Below are 23,640 nucleotides of genomic sequence, written 5' to 3' on the forward strand. Positions count from 1 at the left end.
ATGAGTGATAACAATGAGTTAGCACATCCGTTTGATGTGACCAACACGGATACAGGGAGGACTTATCAACTGAGTCCAAACTCTTCGAAATCGGTCCAACCCATTGCTTTACTGCGCTTAAGTGTTTTTACCCCGGTGGGAACTAAAGAGAAGCGATTCAGAAATTTTGAGGTTGATGCTTCTGATGAGTTGTCGAGCATGGAACTGGCCCGGTCAGAAGGATACGATGACATCCGGATCACTGGCCTTAAGCTTTCGATGTCCACGGACTTCAAGTGTTGGCTTGGGTGCATTATGGCGTTCAGTAAATATGGATTCGCCTCCGAGAAAATAACATTGTCGTTCAATGAGTTTGCAAAAATGTGTGGTATCAGTTCTACAAATATCAACAAGCGAACCCGTTCACGATTTCAGGAAGCGCTGGCAAACCTCGCGTCCGTTGTTATTTCTTTCCGTGATTCTAAAACTGAACGCTTCACTGTCACACACCTTGTGCAGAAAGCTATGATTGACCCTAAGAAGGACACAGTAGAGCTCGTGGGTGATCCCTCGATGTGGGAGCTTTACCGGTATGATCATAAAACCCTATTAAGCTTACAGGTACTGTCGGTTCTCGCCAAAAAAGAAGCTGCACAGAGCCTGTACATCTATTTTGAGGCAATGCCTGCCGGAACGTTATTCGTTAACATGAAGCGTTTGCGTGAGCGGCTTCTTTTGACGACTCCAGTACGTACTCAAAACCAGATCATCAGAAAGGCTATGCTGGAGTTAAAATCAATAGGATACCTTGAATATCAAGAGGTTAAGAAAGGTAGAGATATTCAGTTCCAGATTTTTAAGAGAAGTCCAAAGCTTGCTCTGGCAAAACAAAGCTGATCCTCTGGTTCAGTTCGCAGAAAAGTAACTTTGGATGTAATGAGGCGTACGGGCATTCATCCAAATGCTTTTTTGGACGCCTCTGCTGATATGAATACCCTTCCCTGCTTCCCTGCTTCCCTGCTTCCCTGCTTCCCTGCTTCCCTGCTTCCTTTCTTACTTTTGCTTAAGCACCCTGGGAATTTTGAGCATTCGATCGAATGCTTTATTTAACTAATTTTCACTGAGTTAGATAACGAATACTAAGCAATTGATTTTGAATGATTTAATCAGAAGTCATTCATCCAGATGCCTTTAGATAAAACTACCCATCAACGTTTGTGCATAGTGGCTATACGTGAAAAATCCCTGTCCTTCTCATGTCACACTGAGATTTGCACAGAAAATTAAAGCCTGTAATTGTCTGGGACATGATTAGAACAGAGGCGTTTTGATAAATATCCAGTTCAAAACAGAGGTCCCATAAGTAAACATAACCTCATGAAAATAAAAGCAAATCGTTTAAAAATCCCATAGTGGTGGTGAAAAGCATTTGCTTCAATGGGGGGAGAAAAGTGACCTTTGTGAAAAGCACTTGCTTCAATGGCGACAGAAAAGTGCCTTTTGTATAAAAGCATTTGCTTGAATGAGTTTGTGTAAGGTGCCTACGTTGGAAACCCCTGGCATGAATGAGGCGGGAAGATGCCTTTAGCTGAAAAGCATTTGCATGAATGGGACAGTAAAAAGGTGCCTTTAGCTGAAAGCATTTGCATGAATGGGGCCGCAAACGGTGGCATTGGTCGAAAAGCATTTGCATGAATGGTGCAGCAAACGGGGCATTGGTCGAAAAGCATTTGCATGAATGGGATAGTAAAAGGTGCTTTTGGTTGACAGGCATTTGCATGAATGGCGCCGTAACGGTGTCTTTGACCGGAAAGCATTTGGATGAATCGACCTGAAAAGGTGCCTTTGGACTGAAAGTACCTCTCTTAATGGGATTCGATAGCTGAATTTCACCAAAAAGCATTTACATGAATGGAATAGTAAAAGTTGCCCTTGGTCGAAAAGCAACTGCATGAATGAGCCCGGAAAAGGTTCCTTTGGTCGAAAAGCATTTGCATGAATGGGTTTCGGATATGTGTCTTTGCTACAAAGGCATTTGCATGAATGAGGCTGGAAAAGGCGCATTGTTTGAAAAGCATTTGCATGAATGGGGCGACACACAGGATGTGGCTGAAAAGCACTTGTATCAATGGGAAAAGTGACTTTTTTAGAATGACATCCTTACACAGAGCTTTCTCAAATATCGGACTGGATGGTTATCACAAAAATGGTGAAGAGATAGACGATGAACTTCTTCCCTATAAAGAAAAAATAACCTGCCTCACCTTCTTCAATCCGATATACACACGGTATTCACATGTGACATTCATAGGCTAAAAAAACACCAGGCGCAATTAAGGGAAAAAAAGGGTGGTTAACAGAAAAATGAAAGAAAAATAAAAAGTATTATGCAAATGCGTTTACGTGAACTCAAATCAACACGGAGTAATTATGGAACTGACATTGAATACTAACGTTGAAAGAGAACAAACTAACGCTTTTGCATTTCTGAAGTCTAAACATGCAAAAGTGCCTTTGTTTATTCTCCTGTTTTTAGCAAGTTGCGGTTTAGCGTACGCGGGTTCCGACGACGGAGCCTTCGGCGATATCTGGGCCTACATGAGCGAAGCATTAACTGGTGCGCCGGGTAAAATCATCGCTTGCGGCATGTTGTTCTCCGTAGCTTATTTCGGCGTTGTAAAACCTAACCTTGGTTTGGCGCTGGTTTCAGCATTAATGATGCTGATTATGGCAAACGGTGAAAAAATTATCAGCACGTTCCTGGATGCTGGTATCCCGCTGTGATTTGTTAGAACAATAACGATGAGGGGGATATTCCCCCTCTCTGGAGTTTTTATGACAAGTCAGTACGAGGTACCTCCACATACCTATCGTTTCCCTTACAGAATTAATATGCCTTTGTTGATTCTATTCTGGGATGCAAAGCAATTGGGTATAACATTCGTGACTATCGCGAGTGGTAATATTTTTGATTTCTTTATAACTTCTGTAGTTGTTGCGGTTGTGTTTTGGTTTGCATATAAAAAAGCAGCTGAAGAAGGAGTTAGAGGAAAACTCAAACACAAACTGTGGTGGTTCGGCTTGTTTCCAGGGAAATCAGTGTTTAGTAGTCGTTACTTTACCGATCCATTTATCAGAAACCTCTATTCTTGATGGAGCTAAGAATGAAACTTCTCAGCAAGCTTAAAATTCCATTCATTAAAAGTGCCAGTAATGGCGATTTTGATAAAAAGGACGAGACTTCGCAAAATGGAGGCGAAGACTCAAAAGGACGCTTTCGGGATTCTAAAGCTCGCTTTAGTAAAGAGATTGAAGCTTCTGAAATTGGAATTACTTATAGTGCATTGATTAAACGTGACGAAAAACTCTTACGTGTGAATTCAATTGCTATATTAGTCATCGCAGTTTTAGTGGTAAAAAATCAATTTCTTACCGATCCTGTGACTATTGTGCTTCCGCCTAATATGACGGAAGAAGTTAAAGTTGTGGGAAATAAAGCCTCAGAGTCATATAAAACTCAATGGGCCTTATTCTTCAGTACTTTAATTGGGAACATAAACCCAACAAACATAGGCTTTGTAACAACAACCATATTGGATGCGCTTTCTCCGGATTTACAGGCGAAAACCCGTGAGTCATTACAGCAGCAGACCAATATTATGCAAGCTCGTGGTGTTGAACAGTCATTTAAACCGATCGATATGTATTATGACACCAAAAATGACATGGTCTATGTCTGGGGAACGAAATCAACGCGTTTGATTAATGTTCCGGACAAAACAGAATCATCAAAATGGACGTTTGAATGGGTGCTGGGTATGAAAAACGGACGACCACGCATAGCCTATGTAAATCAGTATTCTGGTACACCAAATATTAAGAAAATTACAATCAACGGCAAAGAACAACTGGCAACACTCGATAATCCCCCGCCGTCTACAGGTAACTAATTATGACTTCTAAAAAGGGCTTTCGCTGTCACGCGATTACAGCAATGATCTTGCTGGCAACTTCGAATGTAGTCTTTGCTGAAGACTATCAGTTACCGGCGACAGTAAATAACCCGGTTGTTATGCCTGTCGGGGCAGATGAATTTCAGAATGGTGTGAAAAATGCGATTATTAAAGAATCTGGCACCGGCCCCGCGCCTGAGACGTCACAAGCAACAAAACCGACCACTGAACTACCAAGTCTTTCACCTGCAAGTAGTGCCTCCCCAGCTGTCAATGAGATAACTGGCGCATTGTCAAAAAACCCTACGCTTGTCGGTTATCAGCAACAGGTTAAATCCGGAAATTTTGATAGTTACGGAAGACCGGCAGGGAAAGAGCCTCAACAAAATGCACAAAGCACCGGGGCCCCTTCAAAAGCAGATGAGTTATATGTAGAGGCTCGTAATCGCTACAAAGAAGTGCAGCGAGTAAACGTCCCACCGGGTGGGAATATTGTACTGCCAGTTTCACGGGGTCTGCAAAACAGAATTTCAACTTCATTTAAAAACGCATCTGTAAGTACTTCAACGCCAGGTGATGAAGCCAGTATTTTCGTTAACGGCGGCGATGTATTTATTTCAACAAACACGGATAAGCCAATTGGAATAATGCTTTCAGAAGATTCAGTGCCTGAATCGACTTATAACCTGACACTGGTTCCACTGGATGTTCCTGGTGCAATGATTTCGGTCACAACTTCTTTGAGCCCGACAATGCAGGCGAAACGTGAGACATCTTTGGATAAACATAATTATGATGAGATGCTGGCACGATCCCAGTCAGAAGAGTTGGCACCATCTGACCCTCGTCAGGATGACCATAAACAGCGGATCATTGATTTACTGACTCCGGTTGCGCTAGGTGAGGTTCCTTCTGGTTTTAGTTTACAAGAAGACCGCTTGTCACGTATACCGAGCTCAGAGCAGTCCCCGTGTAATTTCAATATGTATTCAAAGTTAGGGCAAAGACTTGTGGGATCTAGGGAATTGATAGATGTCATTCTTGTTAAAAATGACAAGCCTTACGGACAAGTTGTCGCTGATCAGCAATGTATAACTGAAGGAGTAATTGCAAGTGCTTTGTTCGATAAAGCATTTCTTCAGCCTGGAGAGGAAACCGAGCTTTACATTGTGCGGGATAAATTATTTAAAGAGCGCCAGACTCGTGTAACCACACGACCAAGCCTGATTAAAAGATAAAATGAGAAAAGCTACTTTTCTTACAGGGGTCTCATTTGGACTAGTCGTTTTTTTGGGTACCAGTTATTACTACCAAACTGAGTACATTCCAAAAGGAACAGTGAATATAGTTCCCGATGACCACCGACCGGGTGAGACAGTTGACGATGCGTTTGAAGAACATACGATAATTATAAGCGACCCTACCCTTGCGCAAAAATTCGTTGGAAGCTCAACCGAGTTTGAAAGTCGGCGCGGAGTTAAGGAAATTAAAGAAGTTGGTTCGCTTAATAATGGTAAGGATTTTGCCCCTGTTGAATCCGATAATTCAGGATTGAATTTTAAAGATAAATGGCCCAGGGCGGGTGAACCTTATATCGTGCCTCAGATGACAGAAAACGAACGAAATTTGAAAGTTAAGCGCTTCCAGCAACCAAAGAGTGGAGTTAATAATGGACATTAAAAATGCCTGGGAAAATAAAACTGTCAGAATCTCAGTAATTGGTGCTGCGTTGATTGTATTGATTATCGTTATTAGTCAATCAATTTTTTCCACTCCGGTTAAAAAAGAGAAGAAAACCCAGAAAAAAGATATGCAAACTGGGTTCCTGATTGATGATTCACAAATGACTAAGCTGAGTAACGAGGAAAGCCAGAAGACTTATAACGAAATGGTCAGGCAGAACCGCATTGATCAGAATGCGGCAAAGGCAGATCGTGATAAAGCTGAAAAGGCCCAGCAAGAAAGCAAAGTACAGATTGCCAACCTTGCTTCACAAGTCCAGCAGCTCTCGACGCAGTTGACTGACATGCAGACCTCACGAAACGGTAATCGTAATCTCGACGCAGGTGGGTCACGCAAAAACGTCAATGAGCAGGCCCCAGCAACGCCATACCAGCTAAATCCAAATGCTGCGGTGAATGGGGCTAGTTCCGGATACGCTCCGATCACACCGACCCGAAATAGCCCAATGCGGACTATCACGCAGAGTTCAATTAAGACAAATGGTTCTGATGGTGTCATTCAGGTTATGCCGATATCCGAAAGCCGGATAAGAGAGGGGCGTGAGGTCGTTGCTGGCGGTGACAAAGCCCCGACACGAACTATTCGCGGCGACGGGACCGCTCCTGTAGACAGTAAAGCTCGGCATGCGGCACGTAAAGACGAAATGTTTCTCCCAGCGACGTCAATTATCACAGGGGTGCTAATTAATGGTCTGGAAGCCCCAACGAGTCTGTCGTCTAAAGCTGAACCCATGCCAGTCACTATGCGTATTAAAAAAGACATCATCATGCCAAACAATTTCACGATGGATTTGCGGGATTGTAATTTGTTGGGTTCAGCTGTGGGTGATCTGGCGTCACAGCGAGCATACATTCGGGCAACATCAATATCTTGTGTGAACTCGAAAGGAAAAGCTTTCGACGTCAAACTGGAAGCATACGCAGTTAGTGAAAATGACGGGAAAAATGGTATTCGTGGAAATCTGATAAGTAGAAATGGAAATGCGATCGCAGGTTCTGCTTTTGCAGGAGGCCTGTCAGCACTGGCTGGTAGTCTGAGCCCATCTAAGGTGTCTTCGTTAAATATCGATCCTAACTCAACGGCTGAATACCAATCGCCGAACATCGGGGCATTAGGAGCGTTGGCCGGAGCCGGAGCAGCTCAGGGCGGTCTAAACCGTCTTGTGGACTACTACACATCAATTGCTGAGCAGCAGTGGCCAATAGTCGAAGTTAGCCCAGGGCGCCCAATTACGTTTATCGTTCAATCAGGCGCAACAATACCTACAAACCTGACGAGTCGCTGAGGTTAATTATGGAAAATAACATTGAACCAGGAACAAAAAGTGATTCTGCTGAAAACGTGAAGCTTGAGGCGGCTAAACCTGTTGGGGGTATACGTACAACCAAAAAAGTAACTTTGGAAATAGATATCGAGAAAACCCTCAAGTATTTGATGCTAGCTGGCCTAGCTGTGCTTTTCGTGATCTATGGATACAAGGGGGCGAGTTTTGTTTATGAAAGCGTCAAAGCAATGTCGAATCCGTCCTACCAAATTGCAGTACTTGATATGCAAACTTTAAGGAAAGAATTTAATAAGCAGAATCCTGAGCCGGATTTGGTACAGTCTAAAAACAACTTTGAAAATTACTTTAAAGCATTAATGAAAGTTTACCGTTCTCGTGGCTATTTGGTTATTGATGCATCATTAGCAGTAACAATTCCAGATAATGTTCAAATAGTCTCTTATATCGACCTTGGTGGAAGTTTTGGTGAGGTACAATCTCTACAAGGCGAAACAAAAGAAAGTGAGATACGATAATTGAAAAAGTTACTTTTATCTCTGCTGGTCTCTATGATCACAGTGTGTCCACCCCTTACAAATGCTGCTGAAAATGTATTAAACAACACTGATGCAGCTGCATTAATGGAAAAAGCAAAAGAAGGTGGAGTGTCCACGAAACCTTTAGAGGGCGTACTGGCGAAAATGCAAAGCTATAAGCCTAAAGATGTTATTTACATCCCGACTGGAGGTCTTTATCTGTTCCAGGATGAACGTTCGCAGTTGATGGCTGTGACCACTGATGGACGTTATACAATAACGGGTGGTAGCGTCATGGACATTCTTCAGAGAAAGTCAGTCTTATCCGTAGAAGATGTACGAAAATCCTACTTTATTAATTTAGACGACGCCCCCTTTCCTCTTGATACTGTGGCATTGATCCCTTTAGGAAACCCAAAACTAAAAAGACAAGCCGCTATTTTTATCACGCTTGATTGTGATGGTTGCCAAGATTTAATAAAAAAATTCTATGACGAAAGAGAAAAATACCGGGTTGACATCATTTTAATCCCCTCCCCCGGTGAGCCAAAGCAAGAATTACGTCAACTATGGTGCAGTAAAGAAAAAGGCAAAGTGAATGACCTTGATATCTTGCGTTGGCTTATGGGAAATAAGACCGATATAGAACAAAGGCTCCTGACAAAAAAAGAGGCAGAAACATGTCCGGCTGAGCCATTGGTAGGATCTCTGATGCTGGCAGGTATTTATAAATTACAGGGCGTACCTTCAGTTGTGAGACAAGACGGACTTGCCGGTAATGGCATACCGAAAGATTTTGATTCATGGTTAAAACAAAGTGTCGAACCCTTACTCAAAAACCCATTTGCTACTAATTAAGGTAATGAAATGAACATTAAAAAAGTTATTTTCAGCGCTCTGGTTGTTGGTTCATCTTCATACCTAGCGGGTTGTACTATCGGCAGCTCAGAATCAGAATGTCCGGGAATTGAAAAAGGGGTCGTTTGTAAAGGCCCTCGTGAAGTTATGGAACTAACGAATAACCGTGATGATCTTTCCGGCCTTGCGGAGGAAGAAGCTAATTCGGGAAAGGAGAAATCGGCTGTCAATGACAGCCAGTACCCTGCCCAAATTTCGCCGCCTGGCGCTGTGCAATACCCTAAGTCTGCCGTCTTGGTAAATAAGCCTGTGACATACAAGACGACGCAAATTAAACCTGCTGGCCAAGTCCCCGTTATGTACGATGAGACATTAAAAATGGGCGCGCCAACATCAACAATCGGGCCACGGCCGATAAGCGGCGTTCCAGTTAATTCTAATGTAAGGATGACAACGAGCTACAGCTCAACAGGTGCATCCGGTAACCCTTTTATCCATCCGACTGCTGATGTCATGAAGCAAACAACACAGGTTGTATCTCCGGCACCTGTACCGCGCTACGTTGCGCCAAATTCCGATATCAGTGCTAGTAAAGACCTTTACTCCGTTAATAATGGACAGCCTGTAAACCCTACGCTCAGCTCTGGCCAGATCCAGCAATACCGTACACAAGGGTATAAACAGGCTGTGGTAGCTCCAGAACCGCTTGCTGTACTTCAGCAAGGCCGCGTCATGAGAATCACCTTTGCACCATACACGGACGATAATGACGCTTTAAACCTGCCTGGCTTTGTCTATGTGAATGTCAAACCCCAAACTTGGATTGCGGGTAAAAATTCGACATCAAATCCGGCGCGAATAGTTCCTTTGCAAGTTCAGGATGCCGCTCGTGAAAATATGCAACAGCAACAGCGAGCAACGAAAGCAGTTTCGTCTAACGGTATTATCAGACAACTCTGAGGTCGCGAATGAAATCTGCTAACATCTATAATAAAGAATTAAGTCGCCACCAGTTTGGTGGGTTTATTCCTGTATACGACCAGATTCCTGGCACGAATTATTTTCTAATAGACGGTAATCGGCTTGGGTTTATGTTTATTTGTAACCCCTCACCTGGTGTTTTTGATAATCAGCAGGATGTGTTAGCTGAATTATTTAAAATGGATTTTCCTACTGACACTATCTGTCAGACCTCATTAACAGCACTGCCGGACCTGACCTTGCATTTAAGTGCCTGGTCGGCAGTTCGTGGTGGTCGAATGGAAGGACATGATAAGCTTAAGGGGGACTTACTCACGGCCTACCAGCTGGATTATTATGATAGAAGTCTAAATGAACCCTTAAAACCGGATCATGATAAATTAATGCTTCGTGACTTTCAGATCTGGATGTCATTTTCTATTCCGTTGAAATCTGCGCTTCCTACTGAAATTGAAATTAATCGCATCGATGCACTGTACTCTGACCTAATCAGTAAGTTGAACACACTGGGCCTTTTTCCACATAAAGTTAGCGCCGAAAACTGGCTTTATTGCATGGATAAATTAATGCATCCGGGAAAAACATCACGTTGGGCTGAAGGTCATGTTGAAGTCAACACTATGAGGCGTCTTAACGAACAGCTAAATGTTCCGGGGCGAAAATATACAGTAACTGAAAATAATTTTTCATCTACAACGCAGAGTACTGATGTTTCTGAACATCGTTATTTCAAACAATTATCTGTGGTCAAGTTCCCAGAACATGTAAATTTTGGAAGCATGTATGAACTTGTAGTGAATTGGATGAATGGGCGTAAAACTATATTTAGCCCATTTATGATAACTCAAACAGTCCATTTCGCCGATCCCTTAAAATTAGCTAGAGATAACGTCAGATATAAGGCAATTACTAACAAACAAGCTAGTATCCCAACCGTCTTAACGTTTTGTCCAAGACTGAAGGACATGGATAATGATTACATGGCGGTAACACGTGAACTGGAAGATGGGGCCCGTCTTTTACACAGTTATCTGACATTTACCGTCATGGGGAATTCAGCATTAGATGTCCAGTCTGCCGCAGACCAGTTAAAATCATTTTATCTGGAAAGTCGCGTTAAAGTGGCTGATGATTCATACATCATCTTTCCATCTTTTGTCTCTTGCCTTCCAATGTGTAATGACCCCAAGACGATACTAGATCTGGACCGTTTTGAGGTAGTCAGTAATACTGGTGCAGCGCATATGACCCCTCTATTCGGCCCATGGAAAGGTAATACTGACAGACCTGTACTTAACCTCGTCTCACGAGAGGGCCAGCTGTTGGGGCTTGATATCTTCAAGACTTCTGCCAGCTATAATATGGTTGTTGGGGCGACTTCTGGTGCAGGCAAATCGTTCTGGGTTGCATACATCATTAATAACTATCTTGGTGCAGGGCCGCGTTCTAATAATCTGATCCATTATCGTGATACTTTTGAAGGTTTCAAAAACAATGCTTATGATGCATTTGACCCTGATGGAGCCCAGATTTTTGTAGTTGACGTTGGTCGCTCGTATCAGGGTATTTCGGAGCAATATACAAATAGTCAGTTTATAGATTTTGGTAAAAAGCCTGATTTTACTCTGAATCCGTTCGCATTTTTGACCGATGTCACTGTTGCAGACCGAGTTTTTGATGAAGCGCCTGTTTTCAATGACGACTCAAATAATAACGATGAAGAAAAGGATAAAGTTGCACAGACCATTATGGTCCTGAATCAGTTAAAAATAATGGCATCTGAAAAAGGAAATATTGACGACTTTCAACAATCGGTCATGCTTCAACTGATTGGTGATGAATATAACGAATCACGTAAAGTCGGAAGTACAGGCTCTATTACAGGATTTGCACGCCGCTGTTCTGCCCATGAAGATAAGCGTATTAAAGATATCGGTGAGCAATTAGGGCAATGGTGTGAAGGAGGCATTTACGGAAATCGATTTACCGAAAAGCTCCCGCCAATAAACTTCGGTAGTCGGTTTATAGTTCTTGAGCTTGAAGAGTTGAAGGGTACCCCTCACCTCCAGACAGTCGTGCTCATGTCGATCATTCAAGCTGCTCAGCATGCAATGTTTATCAAAAAGGACGGTCGCCGCCGGTTGTTCATCCTTGATGAGGCATGGGAGTATATTCGCCCGGATAATGCTTCAGGCTCCAGTAATCAGTCAAATCAGTTTTTCTCATCTTTCCTTGAAGCTGCCTGGCGCCGATTCAGGAAAACGAACTGTGCTGGTATTTGTATTACCCAGTCCTTTGAAGATTACTTCACCTCCTCGGTAGGTCGAGCCCTGACGGCCAACTCGCCGTGGAAGATCATCATGAAGCAGGAAAAGGAGAGCATAGAAGCCATGAAGGCTAATAACTACTTCTCCACGACTGATGCTGAATATGAGCGTATGAAAAACATACGAACGATAAAGCGTGCATTTTCTGAGATGCTCGTCCGATTCGAGAATTTCCAGGAGATATGTCGCCTCTATGTAGACAGGAAAATGGAGCTTTGTTTTACGACTGACAGTACCGACCGTGGAAAGCTATGGGAAATACAAAGCCGTCTTGATTGCTCTTACGGCGAAGCAATTGAGATACTGTATGAACAGGAAGTTGCTAGCAATGCAGCTGCATAACGTTTAAGTAGTACTGGATACCTCATCTTTACTGGATGAGGTATCCGTACTTTACTCAAAATACAGGTTTTTAACTGTGTTACACTGCCCTCCCCCGCAACAATTGTTCAGGTTCAGAATTTCTGGATCGAATTAACTCCCCTAAATATCCCTAAATATCCCTAAATTTTATTTGTAGATACTGTTGATTGGCTTCTCTGGGGCTTCTACTTAAGTTGATTGGTGATGTAGCTTTTATACGGCTGATGTTTAATCATGCTCGGCCTGTGCTGAGCTAAATTTCCTGCCTTGGATACGGATGTTGTGGTTGCAAGTGATAACCAAATTTGTCGCGCTACTGTATATTAGATATAAACACTATCTTTATGGTTAGCTAAGCAACCCATAATTTCTTATGTATCGATTTAAAGTTTGGTAAGGCATTGAAAAACAAACAATAACTCATGTCTTGTTGGTTTGTTTAACAAGTTAGAGATAATATTTGTGAGTTGGTTTCTTTTTGTTTTGTTAGTCAATTTTCGTATTTGTGGTTATCTAAACCAACCATAACTATTAAGTTGCAGTTTTGTTTTGAACTAAAATGAAATGCCTTCTATTTAGGTTGGTATAGTCAACCATTTTCAGCTTCAAGTGATTACTAGAATATGGTTAATCGAGATGTTGTAACTGGTTGCTATCTGTAAAACAAGCGTAGTGCCATTTACCAAAAAACCTGAAATTCGCATCTTGAAATTGGGGAAGTTTATTCCTAATAAAACAATTTACTGACGATCCAACCAATTCGCTCCGCCGGGTATGTGCGCCTTAATCTCCAAAATTGGTATATAAACACCTTAAAGTTTATCCCGGGTGTTGAGTAACATTGCTTTGCATAATTTAGCCAAAGGGTTATAGGCTCAGATTCGGCGTGCTTTCTTAGTATTCTGAATGCCATCTTTTGGATCACGAGGTAAGCAGGAAGGATTTAGTTCATTCCTGAATGGCGCCTTAGCCGTCGAAAATTTTGCGGGGGCCTGGCATATTCTACTCTTTTGCCCGGTATTAGAGTCCAGGCTTTAAATTCCAACAAAGTTCTAGCACACCGAAACCTTATTTCGAAAACACTAGAAAAGGTAAAGGAAATTAAATGTTAGTAACATAGAGATAATTAGAACGGCCTACGAGATTTCAGAAGAAGTAATCTGCACAAGTCTCCACAACTTTTGTGAGAACGCCCTCTTATTTTGCTGCGAAGAATTAACATTATTGTCTGGGTTCACGCCGAACCACACGGTACTCTTTCAGTCTGTGCGCTTCAGACCGGACGTCGTCTAACCAGCTTCCCATAAATATGTAGATTTATGTTTGCACCATAAGTCATTACCACTAACGTTAGAGAGGTCCAACCCGCGTTTCATATTTCAACTTTGTACTTTTCAGTTCTTACAACCAAACTTTAATGTTGTTTTGCTTTTATCGTAGGTCATGTATAGATCCCTCCCGGGAACTGATTCATATAACCCCTTAATCGCCAGCTCTAGGCGGGATACTGTCCGGGTGCCGGAACACATTTAACCCCCTTAATCGCCAGCCCAGGGCGGGATGCTGTTCGGGTGCCTGTATATTTAACCCCCTTAATCGCCAGCTCAGGGCGGGATACTGTTCGGGTGCCTGAATATTTAACCCCCTTAATCGCCAGCTCAAGGCGGATACTGTCCAGGTGCCGGAACATTTAACCCCTTTAATCGCCAGCCCAGCGCGGGATACTGTCGGAGCGGCGGTACATTGAACCCTCTTAATCGCCAGCTCAAGGCCGAATTCTGTCCGGGTGCCGGAGCATTCAACCTCCTTAATCGCCAGCCCAGGGCGGGATGCTGTTTGGGTGCGGGAACATTTAACCCCCTTAATCGCCAGCCAAGGGAGGGACGCTGTCCGGGTGTCGGAACATTTAACCCCCTTAATCGCCAGCCAAGGGAGGGACGCTGTCCGGGTGTCGGAACATTTAACCCCCTTAATCGCCAGCCCAGGGCGGGATGCTGTTTGAGTGCCGGAACATTTAACCCCGTTAATCGCCAGCCCAAAAAGAGATGCTTTTGAATACAGGGGAATTGACGTTAGTTGCCACATAGCTGACTCTTGTTAAGTCGGTAGTTTGCTATCGCCAATGTTGAAAGTCATTCCTTATAACTCTCTTTTTACACATAACAAAGTAAACCGATGAGGCTGATATCCCATAATCGACGAAAAAGAAACAGAACGTTAGCGTATAGTTAGAATTACGGTTACAATTAAACGCATAAGGCACGAATGTACGCATTATGCGTAAAGTGTACATATATGCGTTTAATTTCATTATTTAGGTTAAAAGGGATCGGAAGAGAATGAATCTAATTGATAAGATCGCCCTTGTCGGTCAACGAATGAAGAGCGAGCAGATTTCCCTGAAGGAGTCATTATTGGTCTCTTCAAGGGTTTCGGTCTCGGATGATAGTGTTGAAGGTGTAGATCGCCTCATCTATAACCATTGTTTGAATAAAAAAAATCTGTCAGATTTTTTTGGCAAGTCACGCGTCACCTTTAATAAAATCCTTGCCGATCTTGAAGATAGAGGTCTGGTTGGTGCTCCTATCTTTCAGAACAAAAACCATCTCTATACCAGGTGGGACGTCCAAAAAATCATGGATGCTCTGGGCTGTCCTCGGTACAGCGACTATTACCATAGCCGTGCAATCGTAACGCAGAACCATAAGGGCGGCACGGGTAAGAGTACAACTTCAGGGGCTCTTGCTGTAGCCGCAGCGCTTGATATGCATCTAAACGCAAGGACACTTTTGATCGAATGGGACCCACAAGGCTCAATTGGTAGCGGGATGATACAAAGTGTAGCGGAAGATGATGTTTTCCTCACTGCTATTGACGCCATCTTAGGGGTTTATGAAGAGGACTCAGATTACAAAAAATACCTTGATTTAGGGTATTCGGAAGAAGAAATCATTGAGAGTATGCCTTTTTCGACACACCTACCGAATCTTGATGTTATTACAGCATTTCCTACAGATGCGCGATTTAAAGATAAATACTGGCAGTGTTCCAGAGAAGAACGAACAGAGCTATTACTTCGATTCAAAGAAGTTATTCTGCCTGTTTTGAAGAAAAAATACGGCCTGATTATCATCGATACTCCACCAGAGGATTCGCCAATCACTTGGGCAGCTGATGAAGCCGCTGATGGCATTCTTGTTGCCGTATCACCTCGTGAATACGATTATGCTTCCACAACTGATTTCATGTTGACCATCAGCGAGCGTTTCAAACAATCGCCGAGCAAGGGCGAAAATCTGAGGTGGTTCAAAGTGCTGGCTGTTAACGTAGACGATAAGAGTCCATATGAAAAAATTGTTCTGGATAAACTGGTAAGAACAGTGCAGGAACTCTTTATGTCTGCAAATATTAAAAATTCCGAAGCGTTTAAAGCCGCAGCATCAAGGGGCAGAACCGTATTGGATATTAAAAAGTCTGAAGAGCTTTGCTCACCTAAGCAGCTTGATGTGGCTGAAGAATCTGTAATGGCGGTCTACCAGCAATTTATAAATGAGATTAAGAGTTTTTCTGTGAAAGAAAGGAGTAACGCATGAGTGATGAGCAGCATATCGGGAATGACAAATCCCGTTATATTAATGCACCTAAGCGTACTGAAGTCAGCCATCGCTCCGGGCTTCCAGGCCTGAAATCACAGCCTCGACTGAGGAAGCTGTTTGCTTTACATAATGGACGTAAGCTGGAAGCTGAACACATCATTGTACCGGCTGAGAAGGTGGAACTGGAAACCGCAGTACACCCTATGAACCCACGAAACCAGGAAGCTCTCACTGTAAATGCAGTTCGAGATATCCTGGAACAAATTAAGGTACGTGGTGTTGATACAGAAGGCGTTGCTGTCAAACGAAATGGGGTGTATCTGCTTATAGAGGGCAGTCGTAGGCGTTTCTGTTGTATTCAATCTGCGAAGGATTTGCCACTATGGGTGTTGCCGGATGAATTATCCCCGGAAGATATTAATTCCATCATTACAGCAGCACAGACATCACGGAGATTTTCTTACCGTGAAGTTGGATTCCAGTATTTACAGAAAATGAAAGACCTTGGATTTGCAACTAATGAAGAGCTTGCTAATTATCTCGGAATCAGCCATGTATCTGTTTCTAAGCGTATCCAGGCGGCGAAGATAGATAATTCTCTTATTGCTCTCTTTCCTGACTATGAAGGTATTCCTAACTCGTATTACAATCGCTTATCCCGACTACAGAAGTACGTCGAAAAGAATTTATTCTCTCTTGAGGAAGTTGTAGATAATGTTCGGGAGGAAATAAGGAGCTTGGATGTAACCGATATTTCCGAAGCACAGAAGACAGTAATAGATAAAATTACTACAGTAGTTGAACAGCTTGACATAAAACCTCCTAGCAAGGGGTGGGAAACTCGTGAATTAGCCGTGTTTGATAATAAAGATAAATATGCAAGGATTAGCAAAAATGCGTCTGGAAGAAAAATTAGGTTTGAATTTAATAGAATTAATAGCGAATTGATCGCAGAAATTGAGGAGTTTATAAAATCGAAGTTGAAAGAAAAAGAATAATTAAATTTTGCATTAATCCGCATCGCAAGGATGCGGATTTATTACTATGTTGACCTTAATTTCATTCCCTCCATTATCAATACTGTAAAGCCTTAATCATTCTAGATGCGTGTAACTGCATGATCTTTAGAACAAATATCCTTATAAATGAGATTGCAGGTCCCCATGACAGGGACCTAAATTAACTATTGAATGGGTTGATGTACAGGTTCAGAAAGAAAAGGCCTGAGATCTATGTGAACTGCTGCTGCATTACTGTCATTAATTACGTTTAAAGGGGCTTTACCTGGTAAAGACATTGTTGCAACGTCGGGACCTGAAACAGTAAAGTTATTTTCCGCGCTTGGCATTACTGTGAATATTTTTATTGCAACATTCTCATGCCGATACATAGATATCCCGAACGTGGAGCCTGCTTCAGTATTACTGACATCAACTTCAACCGGTGTCCTACCGATCACTTCATTGGTCAGTATATTTTTCACAATGGCACCATCAGGTGCTGTGTAGATGCGATAAGGATAAGCAAAAGCCACCTCGCAGCAGCAAATACAGATGACGGCCAATATAGATTTCATGATTGCTCCTGTTCCAAAAATGCAAGACTTAATGATTGCGTAACTAGCGTTGTGTTTGTTTCACCCGAGCCGGGAAATTCATATCTAATACTGAACAACAATGGCAATGTGGGTCCATCACTCGACTTTTGTGAAATTTTGGTAAATGCGTTATTAATAAACGTTAATTGGTCAGTGTTGTCGTAGCAAAGGCCGAGTAAACCAACAGTCGGAACAGTAAACAATGAAACTGAACCAGGTGTTAATAACAGTTTCCCACGCGATGAATAGGTGCAACGGCTTCCGGCTAGATTTAGATCCGATAACTCAATAAATTCCTTGGTACCATTCTTGGCGAGCAGCCAGACATCAGTGCCTGAACTCTCAATCAGAAAAGTAACTTTTCCGTCGGTATAGGATTCACTTTTGTTGCTCATCACAGGGTCGAAACCTACTGAGGGGAGGTCTGCAATTTTGCTTCCAACCGACTGACAGCCAGTCAAAAGACAGATAAAAATCACTCCGGCTGCTTTAATCATTACTAGCCCTCATAATCGTTTTCTGTATGGTGCTGATATCGAATTCTTCACCTGGGTAAACCGTCAAATTTTTGGAGAAATAATTAGAACCAACGAGGAAGCTGTTACGTTTACCAACCCAAACAAACTCTGAAAACATAAAAGACCTGAGTTTATCAGTCGCTATAATCTCGTAGGTATGTGAGGACGGTAATGATGCAGTCGCGACATCTGGGATTGTGACGGAAGAGTGAATTTTTTTGGGCACATTGAGACGTAGTGCGACTTCTGGTGAAGGGTCATACTCCTTTGAAAAATCCTGTGATTTTGAAGTTTGGGGGAGGGTGAATTTTTTACCCTGGTCTGGTCCAAAAATCGCAATAACGCTTTTATTCAATTTACTTACGGACACTATCGCCTGTAATGGGGTACTGGATAGGTCATTGACGAAAGAGATTGTCAGGCTGGAACCCGGCTCTAACCATAGAATTTTTTTACCGGCTGCATCTTCATCCAGGGATACAATATTTGATAACAAAACGCCATTTTTGGCTATAACGTCAAATGCAATTTTGGGTATCACAAGGTTCAAAGGCGTAAGTGTTGACTGATTTGCGATCTGGAGATAGTTACGCTTAGTCATGCTTGTTTTAATTACAGGTCTTTGTTGACCATTAACAAGCCACATACCGTCGACATATTTTGCAGAAATAGAAATAAATTCATAGTTAGCCTCAGATTTAGCAACTGACTGCTGAGAAGTAGGCATTGGTGTTTTAGTCGATGCGGTTGCATTGATTGATGGCCACACAAATGCCAGCACCGGTAAAATTATCAGTTTTAATTTCTGCATTATAAAGCAGCCTCTATGTTGTTATCTTTTAAATCCAGGTCAAGTGGTGTTGTGTTTTGTGTGTAAATGCCGTTCTTATTAAGGATCATTTGGTGGCAAATTAGGGTTGGTGTTGAGGCCAGTATCAACTCGACCAGCGTTATTGCCGGAACTGTAGTACGAGGTATACCTGGGGCTAGTAGTGCTGGATCGCTAATTGCTGACATGAACAGCGAGCCAGTATTGATATGGAGACAGTTGCCGACGAGTACAGGTAAGTTAGTCAAAGGTAACCCATGAGCCTTTCTGATGCTATTGACCGGATTCCGACCCAGTACAACGAGGTTGACATCGCTAATATTCATTGGGCTGACTGCGTGATCCATACCAAAAAGAAACTGACTCTGAAAGATATTCACGTTTGCCTGATTAAACGCGAGGAGAGCGTTATAGGTATTGTCGAAACCCTGTCGTATGTCCGTGTAGTCGGATGGACAAACACCGATAGTAATATTTCCTTTAAAAAGCACCTTCATCACCGTGGCCAGCTGGGTGGAGAGCAGTTTGCTGATCTCCTCTTCAAGATAACTGCGGTTAATTTGTTTATGCCAACGTCCGCCTCTTGCACACCACCGTTCGTTAAGAAATGTGCTTGGGTAATAAGTCCTACGATCATTATTTGTGGGTAAGAGCTTCTTCATCATCTCTTCACCAGCCCCGGCTGCTGAGAACACTCGCACAGAACGTCCATCAAAAATACCAGTGTTTATCGCTGTCATTAACTCCATGGGCTCAGGACCATAATCAAAGAGATTCCCGGTAGGGAAAATGATTAGTTCCTCATCTGGGCTCGATATCGAATGGATAAGATTACAAAGCGTCGAATAATGTCCATGGGGGTCTGCCAGAAAGAAAACCCTTCCGGAATAATTAGTCAGGTCAATTGTCTGGACGTGCTCAGATGCCATAAATGCCTCTTCTAGAAAGTACAGTAATAATACCGGATGAGTGTCGGCAATATTTTCGTTAAGAGGGCTAATTTCTGCGCTTAGGCAAAATAGAAGTTGAATTCATCTGTAGTATCCGCACAGAGAGACTTTTAAGTGCCGTCTTTGGATAGGATTTTTTAGTGTCGTAAAGCTGAAGAAAACGTCATTTATGTGTGTTTTTATCAAGTGTACATAAAGTAGAGCAAGACAATTTTTAAAAACGAAGGATTCTTTTTTAACAATAACTTACGTGTGTTTCTTGCCTCGTTTTTGTTGACCTAAAGCAACCATTAGTGTATAAATCCCATATCAAAAGTGGTGGGTTAATTAAACCAATTCGAGGGGTTCTGCATGACTGAATTAGTAAAAACAAAACTGGCTGTAGCTGAATCAAACTCTACTGAATTAGAGACACTTAAAGTTGTTATTGATGATGGTAGTAAAGCGGCAAAACTGGTTTGTGTTAACAATCAAGGTGACCTTGTTCCCTTATTGACTCAAAATAGTTTCGTTGCAGATTTCCGGGTAAGCCATGACGGGCTTATTCCGTTTAATTACCTTATTGATGGCCTTCAACGATTCTCTCATCACAGTGAATCTAGTAATGCCCTTGAAACTACCGACGTTGCGCATCAGTACGATGAGATCAGTCGTCTGAATGTTCACCATGCTCTTCATTCCTCTGGTTTAGAGCCGCAGGATGTTCATCTCTATGTAACATTGCCACTTAGTCAGTTTTATACCGCTTTGGGTGAAACCAATGACGAAAACATCCAACGGAAAAAAGACAACCTGATGAAGCCGGTTGAACGTTATATTGATGGTAAGCGTGTTTCATTTAATGTTGTTTCAGTTACCGTGTTTCCTGAGTCACTTCCGGCGGTAACTCGTGCAGATGAAATTGAGTTAATTGAATCTTTTGAATCAAGCCTGGTTATCGATTTAGGTGGGACAACACTTGATGTAGCAAGCATTACTGGTCAGCTGGAACAGATCTCCCGAGTCAAGGGTTTTGACCGTATTGGTTGTTCTATCGTATATGATGAAGTCCGTCGTTATCTGGATTCTTCAAAGCTGAACGCAAGCTACGCGTATATTCAACACTTGGTCGACAATCGTGATAACAAAGCCTCACTAAAGGTTTCTTCCGATGATCTTGATGGTGTCTTCCAAGCCGTAAATAGTGCCGTAGCGCAACTTCAAGAAAAAGTGATCAAAGCAGTCACTCAGGTGGAAGAACGTCCGCACAATGTATTCCTAGTCGGTGGGGGTTCTTACCTGATTGAACCGGCAGTGCGTGAACATTTTGATAAATCGAAAATCATCATGGTAGATAATCCGCAATTCGCTCTCTCACTGGCTATTGCAGATACTGTTTTTGCGTGATGATGGTTTTGTAAAGGGGGGGGGGTATGACAAAAAAAACTGAGAAGGAAAACGATCGCATCCAGATTAGCGCGTTTTGGTTATCGGAAAGGCAATCTCCGTATGCCTATAATTTTCTAAAAAAAAGTGACTTAACACATCGTGGCGAACAGCTTTCCATAATAAGGTCTGCAATCACTACGGGGTTAGTGCTAAATAACCTCTTCCCCGAGCTATCAAGTTTTATTAATGGACTGAATGAGAGATTAACGGCTGCTGATCTAAATCGGTTTTTTAATGATGAATTTAAAAAGAGTGATTTAAGTAATGAACAGTTGAAAGAACAAATAAGTCTTATGCTTGATTCGAAATTCAACGATTTAATTTTAAAGATTAATAATTGCAAGAATCCTGCTGCTGTATTTTCAACTAATTGTCAAACTGATGTCAGTGATGCAGTAAAGCCTGAGACAGCAAAGGAACAGCGGTTGGAATTAATGTCTACAGAACTGGCCAAAAACTCCATGCCTGTGACTGTAGAGACCTTGCCGCCTGTTGCGATCGCAAATCAGAATGATTCAGTTCTAAAAACTAATCATGGTTCTCCGGACGTTAACTTAGCTCAAACCGAAACCATGGCGCTCAGTGAACAAGCGCAAGTGCAGGGTGTGACAACAAAGCAGAAGAAAAGGGCAAATGCAAACCTCGCAAATCTTGCAAAGTAAATATAGAAGTATCAATTGATTAAAATTTGTAATCTCTCAAAAAAGTCAGCTTACCAGCTGGCTTTTTTGTTGGTATATTATTAGTAGATGAGGTTGGATGGTGAACCGGTTACATGTAGTTAATGGAACACTCAATGCTGCATAGCAAGTTAAATAATTTCGTAGAATTATAGATCCAACTCAAAAACTCATTATGAACCTCTTTGGTTGTTTCAGGTCTAACCAGTTTGTTTTATGAAACCTAATTTTAGTTATGTATACTACTAAAAAAAAGGTGGTTTAGCTCCTGTTTATGGTTGTTCGTTTGCACGATTTAAGAACAGGTGTTAAAACGGGTACAGATTTGTCCTAAAGTATTGGTTGAAGTAAGAAATATCTTACTAAAATTGGTACTTATTTATTATTTTATGTAAAAAATCTCTATGCTTTACTGGTCAAGTTAGGTTTTTTTGTTACCCTAGCACCCTATGATCCTAAGAGTTTCTGCCGTGCAATCTGGATGAGCGTAAAGAAACTAACGGCATCATGTGTAACTGTTTGATTATTATAATGAAGGCTGACTGAATGTTATCACGCAACTCACTAATACATGGTTTACGTCGAGATCAGTTAATCGAAGTTCTGTCTATTTCTGAATTCCCAGTTGTCCTGGTCGAGAATCCCTTCATTCAGCCTGAATCAACGGGCAAAAAACCTGTAATTTTTAATATTGATGAATTTCATGTTTCTATCGCTCCAATTTCCTCCCTTAAGTACGACTGGGAATGGGCTCCAATTGATACAATACTCATCGAAGTGGTCATTCCACCTGCGGAAGCAGACCTCGTAAGCGCCGAGAATGATTTTCTTCGCGATGCGGGTATTGGCCATATTCAATGCGAGCCTGGTGGTGTATCGATACGCCGTACAGTGACATTTGTTGGTGGTATCACCGCCGACAATTTGCTGTATCAGCTTAGGCTTATGTGCGTGAGTGCTTTACACCTGATTGGAGAGGAACTGGAGGATGAAAGTTAATTACAAGAAACTATTACCTCTTGTAGTGCTCGGTTTAACAATTGCGGGGGCTTACTCGCTTTTCAACGCAAGACCGGCGGAGCCCGACTTGTACGATTTTACTGGCAAAGTTCTTAAAGCCACGTCTGTTTTCCAACCCTGTGATAAAGAATCCACACCTTCGTTAAACGTTAAAATTGCAGATAACGGAAACATACATATCAATGGTGTTGCATCAAAAGTTACTTTTGTTGAAAAAGTTTCGCCTGATGAAATTTCTGTTAAGTGTGCTGGGTTACCAATCAAAAATGCTCGGCTTGTGCATACGAGCTCTTACACCATGATAATTTCGGAAGGAAAAGGTGGTTTTGTTATTTCGGATTTGATACGCATCCAGGATAATGAAGTCATCTCCGGTATATGGTTCTTTAAGAAGAGAGCATAGCAATGAAAGAACTGGAAGCTATTGGAACGAAGGCTCTACGGGCTAGGGTCTTCAGCCAGTCAGTGGCGATGGCATTTGAAGTGAACGTCGACATAAGTCGGTCTGCTGATAATTCAGCCTTCATAAGCGAGGCTGAAAAATATTACCTTACTCTCCAATTCGCCCCTCCGGCTGACAATAGAGAATATGGGTGGAATTCAGAGGGAAGTATTCTCATGAAACTATCCCAAAACGAAGCCATGGCGCTGGCTTCTGTCTTCCTGAGAATTAAACCTACACTTAAAATTGAAAAGAGAAAAACCACGCATCGCACACACCAGGCTTACAAAAATATCACTATCGGCCCAAATGACCGTGGGGGCTTGTTAGTCACGTCAGGCATTGTTCCGGTCGAAAGGGGTTCATTTAAACCCATAAATTATAATCTTCCCGTAACGCAAATGGATTGTGTTTCAACAGGACTTTTTTTGCTTGGATTCTTGACGCTTAAGATGCCATGGGTATCCTCAGAATCGATAATAACTGCTCTGCGCCTTTCGGAGTCGAAAAGCTGTCAGTGAGTTAAAAATCTTCAATTTTTAGCAAAAAATTAATATTTTTTTTTCCTCTTAACGA

The 23,640-nt window shown here is 42.2% G+C and carries 23 protein-coding genes; 19 read left to right on the plus strand and 4 right to left on the minus strand.

Annotation, left to right across the window (positions count from 1 at the left end):
• The 14 genes from SK33_RS23690 (at position 1) to SK33_RS23755 (ending at position 16,598) form a co-directional block, all read left to right on the plus strand.
• The gene (locus SK33_RS23690; RefSeq protein ID WP_015063098.1) at positions 1 to 876 is read left to right on the plus strand and encodes a RepB family plasmid replication initiator protein; all 876 of its coding nucleotides are present in this window, start codon (positions 1 to 3) and stop codon (positions 874 to 876) included.
• A 1,058-nt stretch (positions 877 to 1,934) separates the two neighbouring features.
• Positions 1,935 to 2,120: a hypothetical protein gene (locus tag SK33_RS23695; RefSeq protein ID WP_032610388.1), complete on the plus strand. Its 186-nt coding sequence runs from the start codon at positions 1,935 to 1,937 to the stop codon at positions 2,118 to 2,120.
• A gap of 289 nt (positions 2,121 to 2,409) precedes the next feature.
• The gene (locus SK33_RS23700) at positions 2,410 to 2,763 is read left to right on the plus strand and encodes a hypothetical protein (RefSeq protein ID WP_015063100.1); all 354 of its coding nucleotides are present in this window, start codon (positions 2,410 to 2,412) and stop codon (positions 2,761 to 2,763) included.
• Between the two features lie 51 nt (positions 2,764 to 2,814).
• On the plus strand, positions 2,815 to 3,132 hold the full coding sequence (locus SK33_RS23705) for a type IV conjugative transfer system protein TraL (protein ID WP_022652151.1): 318 nt from the start codon (positions 2,815 to 2,817) through the stop codon (positions 3,130 to 3,132).
• A gap of 11 nt (positions 3,133 to 3,143) precedes the next feature.
• On the plus strand, positions 3,144 to 3,929 hold the full coding sequence (locus tag SK33_RS23710) for a TraE/TraK family type IV conjugative transfer system protein (protein ID WP_022652152.1): 786 nt from the start codon (positions 3,144 to 3,146) through the stop codon (positions 3,927 to 3,929).
• Between the two features lie 2 nt (positions 3,930 to 3,931).
• On the plus strand, positions 3,932 to 5,170 hold the full coding sequence (locus SK33_RS23715; RefSeq protein WP_015063103.1) for a TraK domain-containing protein: 1,239 nt from the start codon (positions 3,932 to 3,934) through the stop codon (positions 5,168 to 5,170).
• 1 nt (position 5,171) lies between these two features.
• Entirely contained in the window at positions 5,172 to 5,612 is a 441-nt protein-coding gene (gene htdO, locus SK33_RS23720) for a plasmid transfer protein HtdO (RefSeq protein WP_015063104.1), read from the plus strand.
• Positions 5,602 to 6,960 (plus strand): IncHI-type conjugal transfer protein TrhB, encoded by a 1,359-nt coding sequence (gene trhB / locus SK33_RS23725; RefSeq protein ID WP_022652153.1) that lies wholly within the window; start codon positions 5,602 to 5,604, stop codon positions 6,958 to 6,960. The genes htdO and trhB overlap by 11 nt, the downstream gene beginning before the upstream one ends.
• Before the next feature lie 8 nt (positions 6,961 to 6,968).
• A complete protein-coding gene (locus tag SK33_RS23730; RefSeq protein ID WP_015063106.1) occupies positions 6,969 to 7,475 on the plus strand; it encodes a hypothetical protein in 507 nt (168 codons plus the stop codon).
• Between the two features lie 105 nt (positions 7,476 to 7,580).
• Positions 7,581 to 8,333 carry a protein-disulfide isomerase HtdT gene (htdT, locus tag SK33_RS23735; RefSeq protein ID WP_185757620.1) on the plus strand — a complete coding sequence of 251 codons (753 nt, stop codon included), beginning with the start codon at positions 7,581 to 7,583 and terminating at the stop codon, positions 8,331 to 8,333.
• 9 nt (positions 8,334 to 8,342) lie between these two features.
• Positions 8,343 to 9,293, plus strand: coding sequence for a TraV family lipoprotein (locus SK33_RS23740; RefSeq protein ID WP_015063108.1), 951 nt, complete (start codon positions 8,343 to 8,345; stop codon positions 9,291 to 9,293).
• Between the two features lie 8 nt (positions 9,294 to 9,301).
• The gene (gene trhC, locus SK33_RS23745; RefSeq protein ID WP_015063109.1) at positions 9,302 to 11,983 is read left to right on the plus strand and encodes an IncHI-type conjugal transfer ATPase TrhC; all 2,682 of its coding nucleotides are present in this window, start codon (positions 9,302 to 9,304) and stop codon (positions 11,981 to 11,983) included.
• A 2,360-nt stretch (positions 11,984 to 14,343) separates the two neighbouring features.
• Positions 14,344 to 15,597, plus strand: a complete 1,254-nt coding sequence (locus SK33_RS23750; RefSeq protein ID WP_015063110.1) for a ParA family protein — start codon at positions 14,344 to 14,346, stop codon at positions 15,595 to 15,597.
• A complete protein-coding gene (locus SK33_RS23755; protein WP_022652164.1) occupies positions 15,594 to 16,598 on the plus strand; it encodes a ParB family protein in 1,005 nt (334 codons plus the stop codon). The genes SK33_RS23750 and SK33_RS23755 overlap by 4 nt, the downstream gene beginning before the upstream one ends.
• 185 nt (positions 16,599 to 16,783) lie before the next feature.
• On the opposite strand, the gene SK33_RS23760 is transcribed toward SK33_RS23755, so the two are convergent.
• Genes SK33_RS23760 through SK33_RS23775 form a run of 4 tightly spaced genes read right to left on the minus strand, consistent with a single transcriptional unit; the run spans position 16,784 to position 19,473 of the window.
• A complete protein-coding gene (locus SK33_RS23760; RefSeq protein WP_022652165.1) occupies positions 16,784 to 17,176 on the minus strand; it encodes a hypothetical protein in 393 nt (130 codons plus the stop codon).
• Positions 17,173 to 17,694, minus strand: coding sequence for a hypothetical protein (locus SK33_RS23765; RefSeq protein ID WP_015063113.1), 522 nt, complete (start codon positions 17,692 to 17,694; stop codon positions 17,173 to 17,175). Before SK33_RS23765 ends, SK33_RS23760 begins: the two co-directional genes overlap by 4 nt.
• Complete coding sequence (locus SK33_RS23770) at positions 17,687 to 18,526, minus strand: hypothetical protein (protein ID WP_015063114.1); 840 nt, start codon at positions 18,524 to 18,526, stop codon at positions 17,687 to 17,689. Before SK33_RS23770 ends, SK33_RS23765 begins: the two co-directional genes overlap by 8 nt.
• Complete coding sequence (locus SK33_RS23775; protein ID WP_015063115.1) at positions 18,526 to 19,473, minus strand: metallophosphoesterase; 948 nt, start codon at positions 19,471 to 19,473, stop codon at positions 18,526 to 18,528. Before SK33_RS23775 ends, SK33_RS23770 begins: the two co-directional genes overlap by 1 nt.
• Before the next feature lie 372 nt (positions 19,474 to 19,845).
• Between SK33_RS23775 and parM the strand changes: the two genes are divergently transcribed.
• The 5 genes from parM (at position 19,846) to SK33_RS23800 (ending at position 23,585) form a co-directional block, all read left to right on the plus strand.
• Positions 19,846 to 20,880: a plasmid segregation protein ParM domain-containing protein gene (gene parM / locus SK33_RS23780; RefSeq protein ID WP_015063116.1), complete on the plus strand. Its 1,035-nt coding sequence runs from the start codon at positions 19,846 to 19,848 to the stop codon at positions 20,878 to 20,880.
• Between the two features lie 26 nt (positions 20,881 to 20,906).
• Positions 20,907 to 21,584: a hypothetical protein gene (locus SK33_RS23785; RefSeq protein ID WP_015063117.1), complete on the plus strand. Its 678-nt coding sequence runs from the start codon at positions 20,907 to 20,909 to the stop codon at positions 21,582 to 21,584.
• A 564-nt stretch (positions 21,585 to 22,148) separates the two neighbouring features.
• The gene (locus SK33_RS23790; protein WP_015063118.1) at positions 22,149 to 22,601 is read left to right on the plus strand and encodes a hypothetical protein; all 453 of its coding nucleotides are present in this window, start codon (positions 22,149 to 22,151) and stop codon (positions 22,599 to 22,601) included.
• Positions 22,591 to 23,025 carry a hypothetical protein gene (locus SK33_RS23795; protein ID WP_022652166.1) on the plus strand — a complete coding sequence of 145 codons (435 nt, stop codon included), beginning with the start codon at positions 22,591 to 22,593 and terminating at the stop codon, positions 23,023 to 23,025. The genes SK33_RS23790 and SK33_RS23795 overlap by 11 nt, the downstream gene beginning before the upstream one ends.
• 2 nt (positions 23,026 to 23,027) lie before the next feature.
• A complete protein-coding gene (locus tag SK33_RS23800; protein WP_022652167.1) occupies positions 23,028 to 23,585 on the plus strand; it encodes a hypothetical protein in 558 nt (185 codons plus the stop codon).
• Positions 23,586 to 23,640 lie beyond the last annotated feature (55 nt).

This window comes from Citrobacter sp. MGH103 (assembly GCF_001034475.2).
Classification (GTDB): Bacteria; Pseudomonadota; Gammaproteobacteria; order Enterobacterales; family Enterobacteriaceae; genus Citrobacter; species Citrobacter freundii.